This is a genomic window from Gordonia sp. (in: high G+C Gram-positive bacteria) (genome assembly GCF_052106715.1).
Taxonomy (GTDB): Bacteria; Actinomycetota; Actinomycetes; order Mycobacteriales; family Mycobacteriaceae; genus Gordonia.
The window spans coordinates 20,690-36,982 of record NZ_JBQEDL010000025.1 but is presented as its reverse complement, the minus strand read 5'-3'; the positions used below and the strand labels follow the sequence as shown (position 1 = coordinate 36,982).

Genomic DNA, 16,293 nt, shown 5'->3' with positions numbered 1-16,293 from the left:
GTGCGTGCGGGGCTTTTACCCGCCTCGCGCTACTTGAGCAGGAGGTGCTTGGCGAGCGGACCGGGCTTCGCGTCCTCGAGACCGTCGAAACTCGTGACTTTCGGCGCGGGCGGCAGGGTGACGACACCGCCCGCGTAGCTCAGGCCCGCGCCGAAGCCGAGGATGAGCGCCGTCGCGCCGCCCCCGGCCTTACCGGTGGCGAGGAGTTCTTCGATGGCGAGTGGAATCGAGGCCGCCGAGGTGTTGGCGGTGTTCTCGATGTCGTACGCCATCGGGAGATCCTCGGGGAAGCCCAGATTCTTCTTCATCAAGTCATTGATGCGGGCGTTCGCCTGGTGCGGGACGAACACTTCGATCTCCTCAAGGGTCGCGCCGGAGATCTTCAGCATGTCGCCGAGGGCCTTCGGCAGCGTGATCGCGGCCCATCGGAAGACGCTCGGCCCCGCCATGTTGATCACCATCCGGCCGACCGGGTCGGTCTCGGGATCCTTGCCCTGGTACTCGACTGCGCGTGCCATGTACGAGACGGTGTCGAAGTTCTGGATGATCGCTTCGGCGTGCTCGCCGTCGCTGCCCGATACCATCGGCGAGATACCGTTGACGTCGCTCGGCCCGACGACCACTGCTCCGGCACCGTCTCCGAAGATGAAGCCCGTCGACCGGTCGGTCACGTCCAGGCCGACCGACATGGTCTCGACGCCGATCACGACGACGTGGGTTGCACTGCCTGCGCGGATCGCGTCGGCGGCCACCCCGAGTGCGTAACCGAACCCGCCGCATCCGGCGGACACGTCGAATGCGGACACTCCGTTGAGGCCGAGGTCGTAGGCCACGAGCGGAGCGCCGTGCGGCACGTTGTACGGCCAACTGCTCGTCGCCATGATGACCATGTCGATCTGCTCGCGGTCGACCTCGGAGTTGTCGATCGCGCGTGCGGCAGCCGCGGTCGACATGCTGCGGATCGACTCGTCGCCGCTGATCCAGCGACGCGCGCGGATGCCGCTGCGCTCGTGGATCCACTGGTCCGATGAGTCCAGAACGGTGCAGAGTTCGTCGTTGGTCACCAGCCGCGCAGGCCGGTATGCGCCGATGCCCAACATAGCCACGTTCTGATGTCCTGACGGAGTAGCCAGTGTCGCCAAGATCTTCGTCCTTCGTTCGTCTATCCGACACCACGTCGTGTCGGAGCCCGGGTGGAATTCCCGGGTGGAATTCTACGTCTGCCCCTGTCGTCCGTTCAGTCCAGGGACGTCGGGTGCGCCTCGCGTGCGCGCAAAGTGATGAGCGCACCGGCGATCGAGAGTGCGCACGCCATAGCGAACACGAGCCAGAACCCGCCGACCAATGCGACCAGGCCTGCGCCGAGGACGGGGCCGAGCAGTTGGCCCAGCGCGGCGGCGACGTTGACGATGCCGAGGTCGCGACCATGGTCCTGCTCGTACGGCAGAAGGTCGGTGGCGAAGGCTAGGCCCGCTGTCGAGAAGGCTCCGTACCCGACCCCCATGATCGCAGCGGCGGCCAGTGTCGAGGCGAACGTCGGACTGGCCACGACGACGATTCCTGCGACCGACTGGACGATCGCTGCTGCAACAGTCAGTGCGCGACGATGCCCGAGCCGGTCGGCGATCAGACCGGACGCGATCGACGCTCCGACCACGAACACCGTGTAGACGACGACCAGGATCAGCAGATTGTCCTCGGCGGCGGTCTCGGCTTGTCCGAGGCCGTACAGCAGAAAGAACAGGAGCAGGGAGGTGCCGAGCGCGTTGCCGATATTCGTGACCAGGCGACCAGTCAGCAACCACGCGAAATCCTTGTCGCGCAAGGACGCCCACCTATCGTGGCGGTCGCCGACCGCGAGCAGTGTCCGTGGTGCAGCAGGGTCGGGAAGTCCGAACGCGGCCCACGTTCCGACGACGGCCATCAATACGGCGAGGACGAGGTAGCCCGGGAGGACGTCGAGTCCGAGTAGGACGATTGCTCCGACCCCGAGCACGATGCCGAGCGCCTGAGACGAGCCGACGGCCGCCGATGCGCCGCCGCGCCGATCGACCGGAAGTTGGTCGGCGATAAGAGCGCTGAAGGCCGCCGACGTGACGCCGATGCCGGTGCAGACGCCGACCCACGCTGCACCGACGAGCCACGGTTGGTGAGCGAGTCCGGTCAGAATGAGCGAGGCAGCGATCAGCCAGGTGCCGCCGAGCGCCCACACGCGGCGTCGGCCGCCGAGGACCGCGGGCAGCCGTGCGCCGTCAGTCCGGTCCGAGGCCGCGCCCGCCAGCGGGCCTGCGACGACTCCCGCGAGTCCGCCGATTCCCAGGATCAGACCGGACAGGACGACGCCGTGGATCCATTCGTCGTCGCCGTCGGACACCTGGTCGTCCAACTGCAATGGCAACAGCAGTTGCAGGGGTGTCAGTTGGACCATCCAGATGACGAGCCATGCGAGGGTGAACAGCGTCATCCAGCGGCGGCCGCCCGGCGCTGCCTGCTTCACTCGCGGTTCTTCGCGATCGCTCGGCGGTACCAGTCGTACGACGCTTTCGGTGTCCGTCGACCCGTGGCGAAATCGACGTGCGTGAGACCGAAACGCTGGGTGTAGCCGTCCGCCCACTCGAAGTTGTCCAACAGTGACCAGACTGTGTACTCGTCAACGCGGACGCCCGCGCGCATCGCGTCGCCGACGGCGCGGATGTGCCCGTCGAGGTAGTCGATGCGGTCGGCGTCGTCGATCATGCCGTCTGCCGTGTCCGGCTCGGGGAACGATGCGCCGTTCTCGCTGATGATCAGGGGAGGCAGGTTCGGGTATCGCCGGGAGAAGTCGATGAGGAGATCGCGGAGCGCTCTCGGAACGATCGGCCACTCTTCGCCGAAACCGGTCACCGGTGCCCCGGGCGTCGGGACGATCTCGAACGGGATCGGATTGTCGGGGCCAGGGGCGGTGACTGTGGTCGGGTTGTAGAAGTTGATCGCGTAGAAGTCCGGTGGTGTCGAGATCACGTCCAGGTCGTCGTCCACGATCGGCATCGTAATGTCGATTCCCGGTAGCTCCGGGTACGCGCCGGTGAGGATCGGATCGGCGAACAGACGATTGTGGATCGCGTCGTATGCGGCGGCCGCGGATGCGTCCTCAGCAGAGTCGTGGAGCGAAAGCACGTGGGTGTGATTGTTGGCGACGCCGACTGCCAGCGCGCCGTACTCGCGTAGGACGCGCGCGGCGTGGCCGTGCGCGAGCAACTGGTGATGGGCGGTCGGCAGGGCGTCGAACAGGAGGAACTCGCCGGGAGCGAGCGCGCCGATCGCATAGCCTTCGAGCGTGGTCATCGCTGGTTCGTTGACCGTATACCAGTTCTCGACACGGTCACCCAGTCGCTGGGCGACGAGTTCGGTGTAGTCGGTGAATCGGCCGACGATGTCACGCGCCGTCCAGCCGCCCGCCTCGTGCAGAGCGATTGGCAGATCCCAGTGATAGAGCGTCGGGAACGGCGTCACGTCTGCGGTCAGTAGGTCGTCCACCAGCCGCGAGTAGTAGTCGAGGCCTGCCGCGCTGCCCGGGCCGCTGCCGTCGGGTTGAACCCGCGTCCACGAGATCGAGAAGCGATAGCGATCGAGTCCGAGGCCTGCGGCGAGAGCGACGTCGTCCGCCCATCGGTGATAGCTGTCGGGGCCGGGTTCGGCGGTCGAGCCGTCGACCACTTTGCCGGGAGTCTCGACCCAGGTGTCCCACACCGATCGGCCGCGTCCGTCTGCCGTTCGCGCACCTTCCACCTGGAACGCGGCGGTTGCAGCGGACCATCGGATGTGGCGGGGGAGGACGGGAACGCCCTGCATACGGCTCCTTCGCGAACGACGATGTTGATCGATCGATCAATAGACGATCGAGATCATCATCGCCGATCGGCGAAGCTGTCGCGGGAAGTCGGCGAAATTGCCGGAAGTCACCAGGTGTGTACGACGTTCTGGGCGGCTTCGAGTCCCTGCTTCACCAGTAGTTCGGCGGCGTCGACACCGTTGGCGATCAGGAGTTCGACGTCGGCCTTCATCGCCGCCGGAAACGGCTTGAGAACGAAGCCTGCGGGGTCCTGGCGACCGGGCGGACGCCCGATGCCCAGGCGCACGCGCAGGTAGTCACGGGTTCCGACCGCGGATGTGATGGAGCGCAGGCCGTTGTGCCCGCCTTCGCCGCCAGCTTGCTTGAGCCGCACCTGACCGAAGTCGATGTCGAGCTCGTCGTGCAGCACGATCAGTTCCTCTGGCGTCACCGAGTAGTACGCGGCGAGCGGTCCGATCTGGCGGCCGGTCACGTTCATGTAGGCACGAGCCTTGGCAACCATGACCGGTTCGCCACCGATTCGGACGGTCGCGGTCTCGGCGCCTGAACGCTTGTGGACCGAGTATTTCTCGCCGTACGAGAAGACCAGGCTGTCGGCGACCATGGCGCCGATGTTGTGCCTGGTCTTCTCGTAGGTTGGACCCGGATTCCCGAGTCCGACGATGAGCTTCACTTACTCGTCGGCAGCCTCGTCGCCTTCGGCTTCACCCTCGGTCTCGCCTTCGGCTTCCTCGTCGGCCGCGACGTCAGCGAGCTGAGCCTCGTTCACCGCGACGATAGCGCTGTCGGCGCTGGTCACCAGGGTGACGCCCTCCGGGATGTTCAGGTCGCCCGCGGTAACGAGAGTGCCGGCCTCGGCGTTCTCGACGTCGACGACAATGCTCTCCGGGATGTGCATGGCCTCGGCCTCGACCTCGACCGAGTTGACTTCCTGCACGGTGAGCGTGCCGCCCATCGGGGTGCCCTCGACGAGGACGGGGATGTCGACAACGACCTTCTCGCCGCGACGGATGACGAGGAAGTCGACGTGCTCGACGTAGTCGCGCAGCGGGTGGATGTCGACCTGGCGGGCCAGGACGAGCTGGCTCTTGCCCTCGATGTCGAGGTCGATGACAGCGTTGAGTCCGTTGTTACGCAGGATGGCGTTCAGCTCCAGCTTGGGGAGCAGAAGGTGCTGCGGGTCGGTGCCGTGGCCGTAGACCACGGCGGGGACCAGGCCCTCGTTGCGGGCGCGACGGGCGGCGCCCTTGCCGCGGCCGGTGCGGACGGTGACGCTCAACGTCGGAGTCTTGTTCGCCATGTGATGTCCTCCAATAGATTTCGGTTCGGTGGCGCCGCAGCGAGCGGCATCGACACGCAGAACCTGATCACCCGAGCGGGCGTGGAAGACTCCGCAGTCGCGCCGATAACGGTGAACCGATCACCCTCGCCGAGACAACGGGAAAGAGCCTACCATGTGGGCATGACGTCACAGAATCCGGTTGACCTGGTCCGACACTTTCTGACCGGCCTCGCGGCCGGCGATGTGGAGTCGGCGCTCGCTGACGTCGACGACGGCATCGTCTACACGAATGTCTCGCTGCCGACGGTGCGCGGGAAGGCGAGGTTCGCGCCCGTCATGCGGGCGCTGGATCGCCCAGGTTTCGGATTCGACGTCCAGATCCTCGCGATCAGCGCGGACGCCGACGGTGTCGTGCTCACCGAACGCCTTGACGAACTGAAAGCGGGTCCGCTGCGCATTCGGTTCTGGGTGTGTGGTCGCTTCGAGGTCCGCGAAGGCCGAATCACGGTGTGGCGCGACTACTTCGACTTCCTGGACGTCACGAGAGGCTTTTTCCGCGCACTCGTCGGGGTTGTCGTTCCATCCGTCAACCGGAAGTTCGACGGCGTCGGCCGGTAGCCGATGCGCCTGGCCCGTGACAGGACGACGGGCATCTACACGATCTCGTCGACACTCTCGATCGGGCGGGCGAGGCGGGTGCCCTTGTCGGTGACGACGAACGGTCGTTCCACGAGGACGGGGTGTTCGACCATAGCGTCGAGGATCGCTTCGTCGGACGAATCGGCGAGTCCGAGCTCTTTGTACAGTGCCTCGCGTTTGCGGACCGCCTGGCGCGCGGTGAGCCCGGCATCGGCGAACAGTTTCGTGAGCTGCTCGCGAGTCCAACCTTCGGTCAGGTACTTGACGACGGTGACATCGATGCCGGCGTTTTCGAGTCTTTCAAGCGTTTTGCGCGACGTCGAACAGCGAGGATTGTGATAAATCGTTGCGTCCACGACTTCACCGTACCGCCCGCCGACAGGCCCACCAGACGTATTAGGCACGCTGACGACGAACGACGCCGCGAGCTCGTCGCGATCCGGGTGGCTCGGGACGGTTGTGGTGCTCGTCGGCGTCGTCGTGAGGGGTGATCGCTGCGGGTCGCGCAGCTGAGGGCTATGCGCTTCCGTTGAAGAGGCTGGTGACCGAGCCGTTCTCGAAGACCTCGCGGATCGTCCGAGCGAGCAGCGGGGCGATCGACAGCACGGTGAGGTTGTCGAACCGCTGGTCCTCCGGGATCGGGAGGGTGTCGGTGGAGATCACTTCGCGCGCACCGCAACTCGCGAGACGATCCGCGGCGGGGTGGGAGAACACTCCGTGCGTGGTGGCGATGATGACATCGCCTGCACCTGCCTCCTTGAGGACGTTGACGGCGCCGGAGATGGTGCCGCCGGTGTCGATCATGTCGTCGATGAGCACGCAGGTCTTACCGGAGACGTCACCGACGACCCGGTTCGACTTGATCTGGTTCGGCACATCGGGGTCGCGCGTCTTGTGCACGAACGCCATCGGTGCGCCGTCGAGCTCGTCGGCCCACTTCTCACCGACCTTGACGCGACCGGCGTCCGGCGACACGACGCAGATGTTTGAGGTGCCGTACTTGTTGCGGACGTACTCCGCGAGCTGACCCTGTGCGTGCATGTGGTCGACGGGGCCGTCGAAGAAGCCCTGGATCTGGTCGGTGTGAAGGTCGACCGTGATGATGCGGTCCGCGCCGGCGGTCTTGAACAGGTCGGCGACGAGTCGGGCCGAGATCGGCTCGCGGCCGCGGTGCTTCTTGTCCTGGCGGGCGTACGGGTAGAACGGCAGAATCGCGGTGATGCGCTTGGCCGACCCACGCTTGAGCGCGTCGATCATGATGAGCGTTTCCATGATCCACTGGTTCATCGGATACGGGCAGCTCTGCAGAACGAACGCGTCACTGCCGCGGACGGAGTCCTCGAAGCGAACGAAGATCTCGCCGTTGGCGAAGTCGCGAGCGGTCTGCGGGGTCAAAGGCACGCCGAGTGAGTCGGAGACGGCCTGTGCCAGTTCGGGGTGCGCGCGGCCCGCGAACAGCATGAGGTTCTTCTGGTTGTCAGTAGTCCAACTCATCGGCTAGCTCTTATTCTCCTGGTCTCGACCGTTCTGGGCTCGGATAGCCGCGTCTGCGGCAGCCGTTCCGGGGCGCTTGGCGGGCACCCAGTCTTCAATGATGCGCTGTGATCCAGCGCTCACCGATAGTGCACCCGATGGAACGTCCCCCCGGAGCACGGTACCCGCACCTGTGTATACGCCGTCACCGATCGTAAGCGGTGCGACAAACATGTTGTCCGAACCGGTCCGGCAGTGCGAACCGATGACGGTCTTGTGCTTCTCGACGCCGTCATAGTTGACGAAGACGCTCGACGCACCGATGTTCGTGTACTCGCCGATCTCGGCGTCGCCCACGTAGGTGAGGTGCGGAACTTTGGTGCCGGTGCCGATCTGCGCGTTCTTCGTCTCCACGAACGAGCCGATCTTGCCGGACTCGCCGAGTTCGGTGCCGGGACGCAGGTAGGCGAACGGTCCGACGGTGGCGCCCGCCCTGATATTCGCCTCGGAACCATGGGTGCGGACCACGGACGCTCCTTCACCGACGGTGACGTCGGTGAGGGTCGTCTCCGGGCCGATGACCGCGTCGTCGGCGATCACGCACTGCCCGCGCAGCTGGGTGCCCGGTTCGATGTGGACGTCCTGACCGAGGGTGACGTCGACGTCGATCCACGTGGTCGCCGGGTCGACGACAGTGACGCCGGCCAGCATGTGGCGTCGGACGGTGCGGCGGTTGAGCTCGGCTCCGAGATCGGCGAGTTGGGCGCGGTCGTTGCAGCCGGCGACGGCGGCGGGATCGTCGACCACATGCGCTCGCACTTCGCGGCCAGCAGTGCGAGCGATCTCGACGACGTCGGTCAGGTAGTACTCGCCTTGCGCGTTGTCGGTCGACAGGTTCGCGAGCGCTTCGCGTAGGACGGTCGCGTCGAACGCGTAGATGCCCGCGTTGACTTCGTTGATCGCGTGCTGCTGGTCGGTGGCGTCCTTGTGCTCGACGATGGCGGTGACCGAGCCGTCGGTGTCGCGGACGATGCGTCCGTACCCGGTTGGGTCCGCGACGACGAAGCTGGTGAGGGTCACGGCGGCCCCGTCATCGGCGGTGTGGGTCGCCACGAGGGCCGACAGCGTCTGCGCGTCGAGGAGCGGAGCGTCGGCGACGGTCACGAGGACGGTGCCCTCGAAGTGTGGGATCGCTGTCATGCCCGCGCGCGCCGCGTCGCCCGTTCCTGACGGGGAGTCCTGCTCGGCGATCAGAATCTGTCGACCGAGTTGCTCTGCAACCGAACCGATCTCGGCACTGACCTTCTCGCGTTCGTGGCTGACCACGCCGATGAGCGCGTCCGGCGAGATGCCATCAGCCCCGTGCATGGCGTGTCCCACGAGTGACCGGCCGCCGATGCGGTGCAGGATCTTCGGTGTCTTCGACTTCATCCGTGTGCCTGCTCCGGCGGCAAGCACGATGACCGCGACTCCGGTCTGGTCGGGCTGTCTGCTCATGGATGGGTCCTTCGCTTGAGACTGTTGACGCTGCCGGGGAAATCCTACGCACCGGGGTCCTCAAGCCGCCCATCGCTGGTCGAGCGTGACTCCCTACCGCTGGTCGAGCGGCGTCGAGACCCCTACCGCTGGTCGAGTGGGAGTCTGTGAGACAGCTTCGCTGGTCGAGCTGGAGTCTGTGAGACAGCGTCAACCGCTGGTCGAGCGAGAGTCTTCGCTGGTCGAGCGGAGTCGAGACCCCTACCGCTTTCGAAGCCCTACTCCTCGACGTACACCGTCACATCCGTCAATGCGCCGTCGGAGAACCTGCACATTGCGACTGCGTGGCCGTCTCCGTCGGACAGACTCGCAGTGACATAGTCGCCGGCGGAGATGAATTTCGACGACGTCCAGCCTTCGAGTCTCCCGCGGAGTGCCGCCGGTGCCTCGAGTCGTTCCGTACCGCACGTCACGGTCAGGTCGGCGAACCGTGCGAGCTCGGAATCGTCACTGCCGGTGACTGCGTCGAGAAAAGTCTGTGCCGTCTTCTTGCCAGCCGCTCCGACGCGTTTGAATCCGCGCGCGAAACCCAACGAGCCCGACAACCCCTGGTTCTTCAGGAGTCGCGCCGAAAGTCGCAACGACGACGGCAGCGCCCAGACGCCTTTGCTGCCGAACTGCGCGACCATCGTCGGCAACTCCCAGTGCGCATACAGGCCGCGCACGAGATCGTGGTCGGTCAACTCATACCGGAGATGCATGGGGACGGTGAGGATCACGCGGTCGGTCATGCGGATCTCGAGTTCCAGGTCGCGCATCACGGTGCTGCCGCACACCATGTCGTGCTTCGGGTGGAAGACGACGTCGTTGGGTGCGATGAAAGTTGCGATGAAAGTGTCGTAGAACCGGCCGAGCTGCTCGGGTCCCCGATGGATGTCCGAGCCGACGGGGTCGTTGACGATCCCGTCGGAGGCGAACAGCGACAACCACTTCCGCTTGTCGTGGACGGCGACGGCGGCAGGCGACTGTTCGACGAGCGATAGCATCTCTTCGCGGGTGGACACCGTGGGATTCTACCGCTGGTCGCGTGGCTCTTGCGTAGTCGGCCGAGTGGCTCTCTCGCCGTTGTCGAGCAGCGCAGCCGCCGCTGGTCGAGCGAAGTCGAGACCTCCTACCGCCGCCCGACGCGACCACGGCCACCCGCTGTGGCACAATCATGACGCAGCATTCCGCCGTGGTGTAATCGGCAACACTCCTGATTTTGGTTCAGGTATTCCAGGTTCGAGTCCTGGCGGCGGAGCAAATTAGCAGCTCATACGGGGTTTAGAGAGTCTCGAGAGGGTCGTTCAGGCCCCCGGATCCCGCACAAATCGCGCAGATGGAATCAGGTCCGCCCTTGTGACGCGGGATCGTGCGGGATCAATCGCTACAGAACCTCATTTACAGCAGTGCGCGCTAGGTCCCGCTTGTCGGGCCAGAAGTGGGTGTATGTTCGCAGCGTCTCATTCGCAGACGAGTGACCTAGGTATGCCTGTACCGATGCCACGTCCACGCTCTTCGCAATGAGCAAGCTGGCGTAGTAATGCCTCAAGTCATGCGGAGTCCAGTCTGCATCTGGCAGACACCGATGTAGCGCCGCCGCAAACGCTTCGGCGTACGTGGTGGACGTGTACATGCCGCCCGCGCGGGTTTGGAACACGGGTACATCCTTGCTCTCCCGATCGGTCGCGCGCTTCGCAGCTTGCACCGCGGTGGACGACATGTGCGTCTTCAGCATCGCCAGCGCCCGGTCGGGGATAGGTACGTCTCGCCGCGACGAAGGCGTCTTTAAGTCGGCCCACGTCCACGCCGCCGAGCGTGCGGACTGAACGCGCACACGGAGCGCCCTGCCTTTGAGATCCACGTCAGAACGGCGTAGGCCGCAGATCTCGCCGGGGCCCAAGCCTGTCGACGCCTGCAACGTGATCATCGTCGCGAGTGGCGTCTTGGCCGGTGTCGTCTTGCCGCGCCGCACGAACTTCGATGCGGCATCGACAAGGGCCAGCACGTCGGCGGTCGTTGGGATCTCGTCGGCACTCACGCCGTCGCGCTCTTCGGTACCTTTCGGCGGTCGGATCTTCGCGGCGGGGGACTTCGCGATGAGCGGCGGCGATGCGTCAACGGCCCGGTTCAGCGCCGTCTTGACGGTGCGCAGGTATATCGAGATCGATGAGGCCCCTAAAGGCTTGCCGTCAGCCCACGGCCTGCCGTCCTGAAGCTCGGTCAGCCAGTCCTCGATGTCCTGCGACCCGATTGTGCCGATTGGCATGCCTCCGAGACGCCCCAGGTTCGCCGCTGCCGCCTTCTTGCTCAGCCGCGTGTTCTCGGCGTCGGCGCGGTGGGCCTCACGCTCCACGAGCGTGCGCAGGGTGACCTTCTGCCGCTTCGGATCAATCCAGTCGCCACGGTTCTTGTTGACGGCGACCGTCGCCAGATATGAGTGAGCGTCCTTCGACCGATCGACTAATCGCTTCAAGAGCCACCCCGGCCGAGCTGCTGTTGGTCGCGCGGTCGGCGTCGTGGTCGATGTTGAGCCACATTAGGGCATCATCGACTGAGATGGTGAAACGCTGCCGGTCCGATAGTGTCGCCAGGGGGAACAGCGACTGCCTTGTAGGGGGCAGGCATGACCACAGGGGGTAGGCATGACCACGGAACAGCCAGGCGATGACAGGACGGGCGCACAGAAGTTCGACGACTGGATGGAGAGCCACCCTTGGTGGCGACGGTTCCTGAAGGTCGTGCGGTTCTTTGTGTAGGGGCCGTGACCCCGGACAGGATCCCGCAAAAATCCCGCAGATGAAACAGGATCGCCGGAAACGGGCCACGATGAGACCACCTGAACGACTCCGGTCCACCTCACCATGACCCCATCTGACCTGGGAGTACTCTTCAGTCTATTGACATTTGGATGTGATTATGCATCGAATGTCTGATTTGGTTCAGGTATTCCAGGTTCGAGTCCTGGCGGCGGAGCAAAGCAAAAGCGCAGTTCAGACGGTATAACAAGCGAACGCTTATTTCCGTCAGGACGATGTCTTGCGCATACGCGATGGCTCAATGGGCTCGATGAGGCGTCTGCAGGCCGGAAAAATAACGACCCCGACCAGGTGTTGGAAGCACCTGCCGGGGTCTGGCGAGGGGATCAGGACGGTGATCTCCACCCGCGTTGACACGCACTTTACCCGCTCGGCGGGCGCGTCGTCCACCACCGCTGACCAGCGGTTCTCCCTTCGCCACCGACCGAAGGGACTTTCTCATGGCTAGGCCATCTGCTGTCGAAAGACGCACTGGACTAGCTGTATCTCGCCACGATCCGGATCGCTTCGGCACTTCCCCATTCAGACGCCGAATAGATTGAAGTTGGATCGCCCGACTTGGGTTGCTGCCGCCCCAGCTCGTCTACGCGAAGTCGCAGTATCCAGCGCACCGTTCGGATTGCGGGTTCTGCGCCGAATGCAAGTTGCCGTCTACCGGGACTGCCAGCTCTTCACAGATGGTGAGAGAATGCCGAGGCACATCATGAACTGCGTGTAGGGAGTAGCACTGTGGCGGCGCTGAGACCTACCAGTGTGAGACCACAGGTTAGCGCTGCTGCTCCGCTGCCCGATGGGGCCACTGATCCTACGACCAGCGAGCCGTAGGCCATGCCGCCAGCGCGAACGACGTTGCTGATGCCGAACACTTCGACATGGGGGTTTCGGCGCTTGAGCTCTTGTTGGATGGTGATCGAGGTGACTGATGTCCGGCCGAGCCAGAATCCGCGGAATGCGTTGGCCATCAGCACGATCATGGCGGACAGGGAAGAGATTGCGTAGAGCGCGAAGCTCGCCGCCACCCATGCTAGTTGCTGACTTGCGTGACCTCGACCGGCGGAGCTGCGCTCTTTGCGCCGAGGCTTACGGTGGGAGCCGAGGGTGACGAATGCCCCGGTCGCGGCCTGACTGAGACAGATAGCGATGATGGTGAGGAGCGGGGCGGCGGCGAGGGAAGTGAAAGAGACGAACACTCCTGCGGAGGTAAAGCCGAAGCCGAATGCGAATGTCACAGCCATTGCGCCGATCGCCGGGCCACGGTCGCTGCGCACCCAGCCAGCGCGTACCAGCATCCCAGCGCACACTACGATGACCAGGGCTGAGGAACCCAGCACTACGACGGAATTACCGCGCAGACCGGACACGGTCAACAGCAACGGCACCGTCAACAGAACGCCGGCTAGCAACAGAGCCAGCAGAGTCGGACGGTGTGCGTAGGCCGGGGTGCAGGTCGCCTCATCGAGTGCCGAGGACCGAGGGGGTGGACGCCGGAGTCGGTAGGGGCGGGTGACGAGCGGAACTGAACCGGCAGCGCTCACGACCGCTACCGCAGCGAAGAAGACGGGCAACGACGTGAGCGCCGGTACGATACCGCCTATAACCCAACCGAGGGCGGCCGAGATCCCCGGTGTGGCGGCGAGAAATCTGCTGTCTGCGGCGTGTTGTTTCGTGTGGTTGTCGAGGTGAATCATCTGCATCACGGTGACCGTCGAACCGGCGGCGAGAGCAGCGCCGACGCGGGAGAGCCAGAACATCTCGATTGCATCTGGCCGTACGGCTACGAGTGTCGAGGTAAGGACCAGGACCGCCATCTGCGCGATCAGTACTGTATGACATTGCCGCAGCGTGGTGATCGTGTCGACGAACAGTGAAGCGGTCGCACCGATCAGCATCGGTACAGACAGCTGCAATGCCGCAGTCAGCGGAGATACCCCGTATTCCGTTGGGACGTATGCGATGAGCGGAAATCCACACGCGACAACGGTATTGGCGACGACGACTGCGGGCAGAGTGCGACGGGTCTCGGTCAGGGAGTTGGTCACGGTTGGTGGTTGGCTAGGTGGTCGTGGACCTGTGTGGTGCTTGCGCTTGTCCAATCGGGTTCCGGTGTCCGCCGGAACCCTGTGCCGGGGTTGGGCGGGGCCAGCGACAGCAAGCCGTGATCGAATCCCACGTAGCCGGGTTCGAGCGCGTCGCACAACTTGGCGGCGCGATTGATAACCGGGCCGATCATCTGCGGAAACGAGACGCTCCCGTGTCGTCGGAACCCGTAACTGAACTGCCCGCGGATGATCGCGGTGGCGCTGGGTGCGCACCCGACCTCTCGGGCCCAGTCGGTCGCGGCCCCCTGGATGAGGAGAGCGGTCCGCGCGGCGGTGTGGGCGTGATGTTTGTCAGGCACGTAGACGTAGCCGCCGTCGCCGTCGAGCTTGAGTAGTTCGGTGCCATCGGGCGCGTCGGAGGTCGCGGCGGTGAAAAGTTCGGCGTGCAGTCGATCGACCGCTGCAACCGTGTCGAATAGTCCGTGTCGTTCGACGGAACGGCTCAACCACCCGGTGAAGCTGCGCAGGTCGACCTTGACGACGTAACCGGTACGAATGTCGGGGAAAGGGAGTCCAGAGATGGGTCAGCCCTCCAGAAGAATCGATCGCAGGTACCCCCACCGGGACGCGCCGTCCGGCAGGAATTCCGATGTGAAATGGCAAGTTCTTATGCCCAGCGCACGTGCCGGCGCCAGGTCATTGCGCGATGAGTCGTCGATCATTACCGCTGCCGACGCATCGGCGACCGCGAACCGATCGAGTACGCGACAGAACGCGCGGGGGTCCGGTTTGGCTACGCCTACCTCCCCGGAAATCTGGACGTAGTCGACCATGTCGCCGAGCCCTGAACTATGCAGCTTCGATCGCTGCCCGTCCGATGGGCCGTTCGACAGTACGGCAACACGGACTCTTCTGGTGTGCAACGTATGCAGCGCGTCCGCCGCGCCCGCCATCACCTCGCTTGTGCCGGGGTTGTTGCAGATCTTCATGAACAGCGTGTTGCACTCGTCGATCAGATCTCTTCGATTAGGCCCTGCCGGAACGAGCCAATCGAAGCGGTGTGCACGGTAGTCCTGCACGGTAATATCACCCGTCGTCATCTGCTCGAACGCGGACGCGTCCTGCTCGTCGAATCGGGCGAGCAACGTGCCTGCGTCCTGCCGCACCTCTAAGTGTTCAGCGATCGCGGTCAACGCTGAGCGCTTGAGGTCGGTGGACCTGATCAGGGTGTCGTCGAGGTCGACGATCACCAATTGCGGGTCAGTCAAAGACCGGTCTCCAACCTATCGAGACGGAGCCGAAATGCGCGGCGCGGTGGCGAGCCACCCCTACCTTCAATAACTCGGATGGCTTGTTCCATCCACCGCCCGTGACGAGCCTTCGAGTGTCGAGAGCGACTTGCACACTGCCGCCACGAGCTTCGAACAGGGTGTCGGCGCACCACTCTTCCACGTTTCCTGAGATGTCGTAGACGCCGTTGGACAACGGTGGGTAGCTTCCTGGCACCGACAGCGCACCAACGTGTTCGGCGAAATTTGCGTCGTCCGGGGTCGGTTCTCGATCACCCCATGGGTACAGGGAATCGGGGAAGTCGAGACGTGCGATAGCGGTGCGCTCGACGAAAGTGGGCAATCGTCCACCGAACCACTGCGACAGCGCACTAGCGCCGTACCAGGTGAACAGGATCGCAGGCAACGGTGCCGACTCATCCGAAACCGACCACCCGAGTTCTGGGTCGAGTGTCAGTGGTTGATCAGGGTTGTCGATGTTGACCACCTCCGCTACATCGTCCGGATCGGTCAGCGCCAGCCCGTTGAGGGCATCTACCGCCTGGTCGTTGGTGATCGGTGACAACGCCACCGCGAGGACTCGTCCGTCAGCCAGCGTCACTGACGCTCTGGGTATACCCAGTGTCCTCGCACGCTCGGGCGATGCCTGCATGAAAATCTCCCCCCATTTCACGATCGTTAGTCAAAACGTGTTCGGGTCGACGGAAAGTCGAATATCGCCCTCCCTTATCGACCGAATATTCGTCGATGAAGCGATGAAACACCTCGGGATCGGTCTCGCCGAAAATTCGGGCCACTCGCGGGACTTCACGGTCGCTGTCAGTCAGCAGCGCTTCCAGGCTGATCTGCACTGACGACGGAAACACCCGTCGAAACCTCCGGTACGCATCGATGACCATGCGAGCCAACTCGTATGCTTCCTGCTCTTCTGGCGAAGCGAAATCGGTTACCCACGAAGCGTTGCGCGCCGTAGCGATACGCGCTTGCAGGTTCCACAACTGCTCGCGCTCGACGATTCTCATGATCGCGGCCACGATGTTCGCTGGCTCCCGCGTGACGACCACGGCGCGAATTCTGGGAAACAATTCTCGAAGGGACTGGGCGTCGTGAATGAAACAGGTCTCCTTGAACATCGGGGCAACCCCGCGCGGAGATTCACCGGCCCACCGACGCAATTGCAGCGCAATCTGTTTCGACCGAGCCGTTCTCAGCGCACGGTCCGGATGCGTCCGAGTGGAAGAGTAGAACATCGAGAACGGCTCGTTGACACTTTCGACCCGTCCACTGCTCTGCAACAAATCGTTGACAAAGTTTGTGCCTGACCGCTGATGCCCAATAAGGACCGTCAGATTTGTTTCCTCCACACTCACCTCAGAACAATCATTGACTCCGAGACGGACCGATC

The 16,293-nt window shown here is 64.1% G+C and carries 16 protein-coding genes and 1 tRNA gene; 2 read left to right on the top strand and 15 right to left on the bottom strand.

Annotated features, from left to right (window positions below):
* Window positions 1-29: 29 nt before the first annotated feature.
* The 5 genes from ACTIMF_RS13345 to ACTIMF_RS13325 form a co-directional block, all read right to left on the bottom strand.
* Window positions 30-1,100 (bottom strand): beta-ketoacyl-ACP synthase 3, encoded by a 1,071-nt coding sequence (locus ACTIMF_RS13345; protein WP_442350799.1) that lies wholly within the window; start codon window positions 1,098-1,100, stop codon window positions 30-32.
* 137 nt (window positions 1,101-1,237) lie between these two features.
* A complete protein-coding gene (locus ACTIMF_RS13340; RefSeq protein WP_442350783.1) occupies window positions 1,238-2,497 on the bottom strand; it encodes an MFS transporter in 1,260 nt (419 codons plus the stop codon).
* Entirely contained in the window at window positions 2,494-3,831 is a 1,338-nt protein-coding gene (locus tag ACTIMF_RS13335) for a GH1 family beta-glucosidase (RefSeq protein WP_442350782.1), read from the bottom strand. The genes ACTIMF_RS13340 and ACTIMF_RS13335 overlap by 4 nt, the downstream gene beginning before the upstream one ends.
* 107 nt (window positions 3,832-3,938) lie before the next feature.
* Window positions 3,939-4,505 carry an aminoacyl-tRNA hydrolase gene (gene pth, locus ACTIMF_RS13330; RefSeq protein WP_442350781.1) on the bottom strand — a complete coding sequence of 189 codons (567 nt, stop codon included), beginning with the start codon at window positions 4,503-4,505 and terminating at the stop codon, window positions 3,939-3,941.
* Window positions 4,506-5,132 (bottom strand): 50S ribosomal protein L25/general stress protein Ctc, encoded by a 627-nt coding sequence (locus ACTIMF_RS13325; RefSeq protein ID WP_442350780.1) that lies wholly within the window; start codon window positions 5,130-5,132, stop codon window positions 4,506-4,508.
* Between the two features lie 162 nt (window positions 5,133-5,294).
* Between ACTIMF_RS13325 and ACTIMF_RS13320 the strand changes: the two genes are divergently transcribed.
* On the top strand, window positions 5,295-5,732 hold the full coding sequence (locus ACTIMF_RS13320) for a limonene-1,2-epoxide hydrolase family protein (RefSeq protein WP_442350779.1): 438 nt from the start codon (window positions 5,295-5,297) through the stop codon (window positions 5,730-5,732).
* A 35-nt stretch (window positions 5,733-5,767) separates the two neighbouring features.
* On the opposite strand, the gene arsC is transcribed toward ACTIMF_RS13320, so the two are convergent.
* The 4 genes from arsC to ACTIMF_RS13300 all read right to left on the bottom strand — a co-directional run bounded on the left by arsC (window position 5,768) and on the right by ACTIMF_RS13300 (window position 9,766).
* Window positions 5,768-6,109 (bottom strand): arsenate reductase (glutaredoxin), encoded by a 342-nt coding sequence (gene arsC, locus ACTIMF_RS13315; RefSeq protein WP_442350778.1) that lies wholly within the window; start codon window positions 6,107-6,109, stop codon window positions 5,768-5,770.
* 160 nt (window positions 6,110-6,269) lie between these two features.
* Window positions 6,270-7,247, bottom strand: coding sequence for a ribose-phosphate diphosphokinase (locus tag ACTIMF_RS13310; protein ID WP_442350777.1), 978 nt, complete (start codon window positions 7,245-7,247; stop codon window positions 6,270-6,272).
* A gap of 3 nt (window positions 7,248-7,250) precedes the next feature.
* Window positions 7,251-8,723 (bottom strand): bifunctional UDP-N-acetylglucosamine diphosphorylase/glucosamine-1-phosphate N-acetyltransferase GlmU, encoded by a 1,473-nt coding sequence (gene glmU / locus ACTIMF_RS13305; protein ID WP_442350776.1) that lies wholly within the window; start codon window positions 8,721-8,723, stop codon window positions 7,251-7,253.
* Window positions 8,724-8,980: 257 nt separating this feature from the next.
* On the bottom strand, window positions 8,981-9,766 hold the full coding sequence (locus ACTIMF_RS13300) for a nuclear transport factor 2 family protein (RefSeq protein ID WP_442350775.1): 786 nt from the start codon (window positions 9,764-9,766) through the stop codon (window positions 8,981-8,983).
* Window positions 9,767-9,930: 164 nt separating this feature from the next.
* On the opposite strand from ACTIMF_RS13300, the gene ACTIMF_RS13295 reads away from it, so the two are divergent.
* Window positions 9,931-10,002, top strand: a tRNA-Gln gene (locus ACTIMF_RS13295).
* 126 nt (window positions 10,003-10,128) lie between these two features.
* Here ACTIMF_RS13295 and ACTIMF_RS13290 read toward each other — a convergent pair.
* The 6 genes from ACTIMF_RS13290 to ACTIMF_RS13265 form a co-directional block, all read right to left on the bottom strand.
* Window positions 10,129-11,217, bottom strand: a complete 1,089-nt coding sequence (locus ACTIMF_RS13290) for a tyrosine-type recombinase/integrase (protein WP_442350774.1) — start codon at window positions 11,215-11,217, stop codon at window positions 10,129-10,131.
* 1,044 nt (window positions 11,218-12,261) lie between these two features.
* Window positions 12,262-13,599, bottom strand: a complete 1,338-nt coding sequence (locus tag ACTIMF_RS13285; RefSeq protein ID WP_442350773.1) for an MFS transporter — start codon at window positions 13,597-13,599, stop codon at window positions 12,262-12,264.
* Window positions 13,596-14,105 (bottom strand): hypothetical protein, encoded by a 510-nt coding sequence (locus ACTIMF_RS13280; protein WP_442350772.1) that lies wholly within the window; start codon window positions 14,103-14,105, stop codon window positions 13,596-13,598. Before ACTIMF_RS13280 ends, ACTIMF_RS13285 begins: the two co-directional genes overlap by 4 nt.
* Before the next feature lie 78 nt (window positions 14,106-14,183).
* Window positions 14,184-14,867 carry an HAD family hydrolase gene (locus ACTIMF_RS13275; RefSeq protein ID WP_442350771.1) on the bottom strand — a complete coding sequence of 228 codons (684 nt, stop codon included), beginning with the start codon at window positions 14,865-14,867 and terminating at the stop codon, window positions 14,184-14,186.
* A complete protein-coding gene (locus ACTIMF_RS13270) occupies window positions 14,860-15,489 on the bottom strand; it encodes an SUMF1/EgtB/PvdO family nonheme iron enzyme (RefSeq protein WP_442350770.1) in 630 nt (209 codons plus the stop codon). Before ACTIMF_RS13270 ends, ACTIMF_RS13275 begins: the two co-directional genes overlap by 8 nt.
* Window positions 15,476-16,258, bottom strand: coding sequence for a hypothetical protein (locus ACTIMF_RS13265; protein ID WP_442350769.1), 783 nt, complete (start codon window positions 16,256-16,258; stop codon window positions 15,476-15,478). The genes ACTIMF_RS13270 and ACTIMF_RS13265 overlap by 14 nt, the downstream gene beginning before the upstream one ends.
* Window positions 16,259-16,293 lie beyond the last annotated feature (35 nt).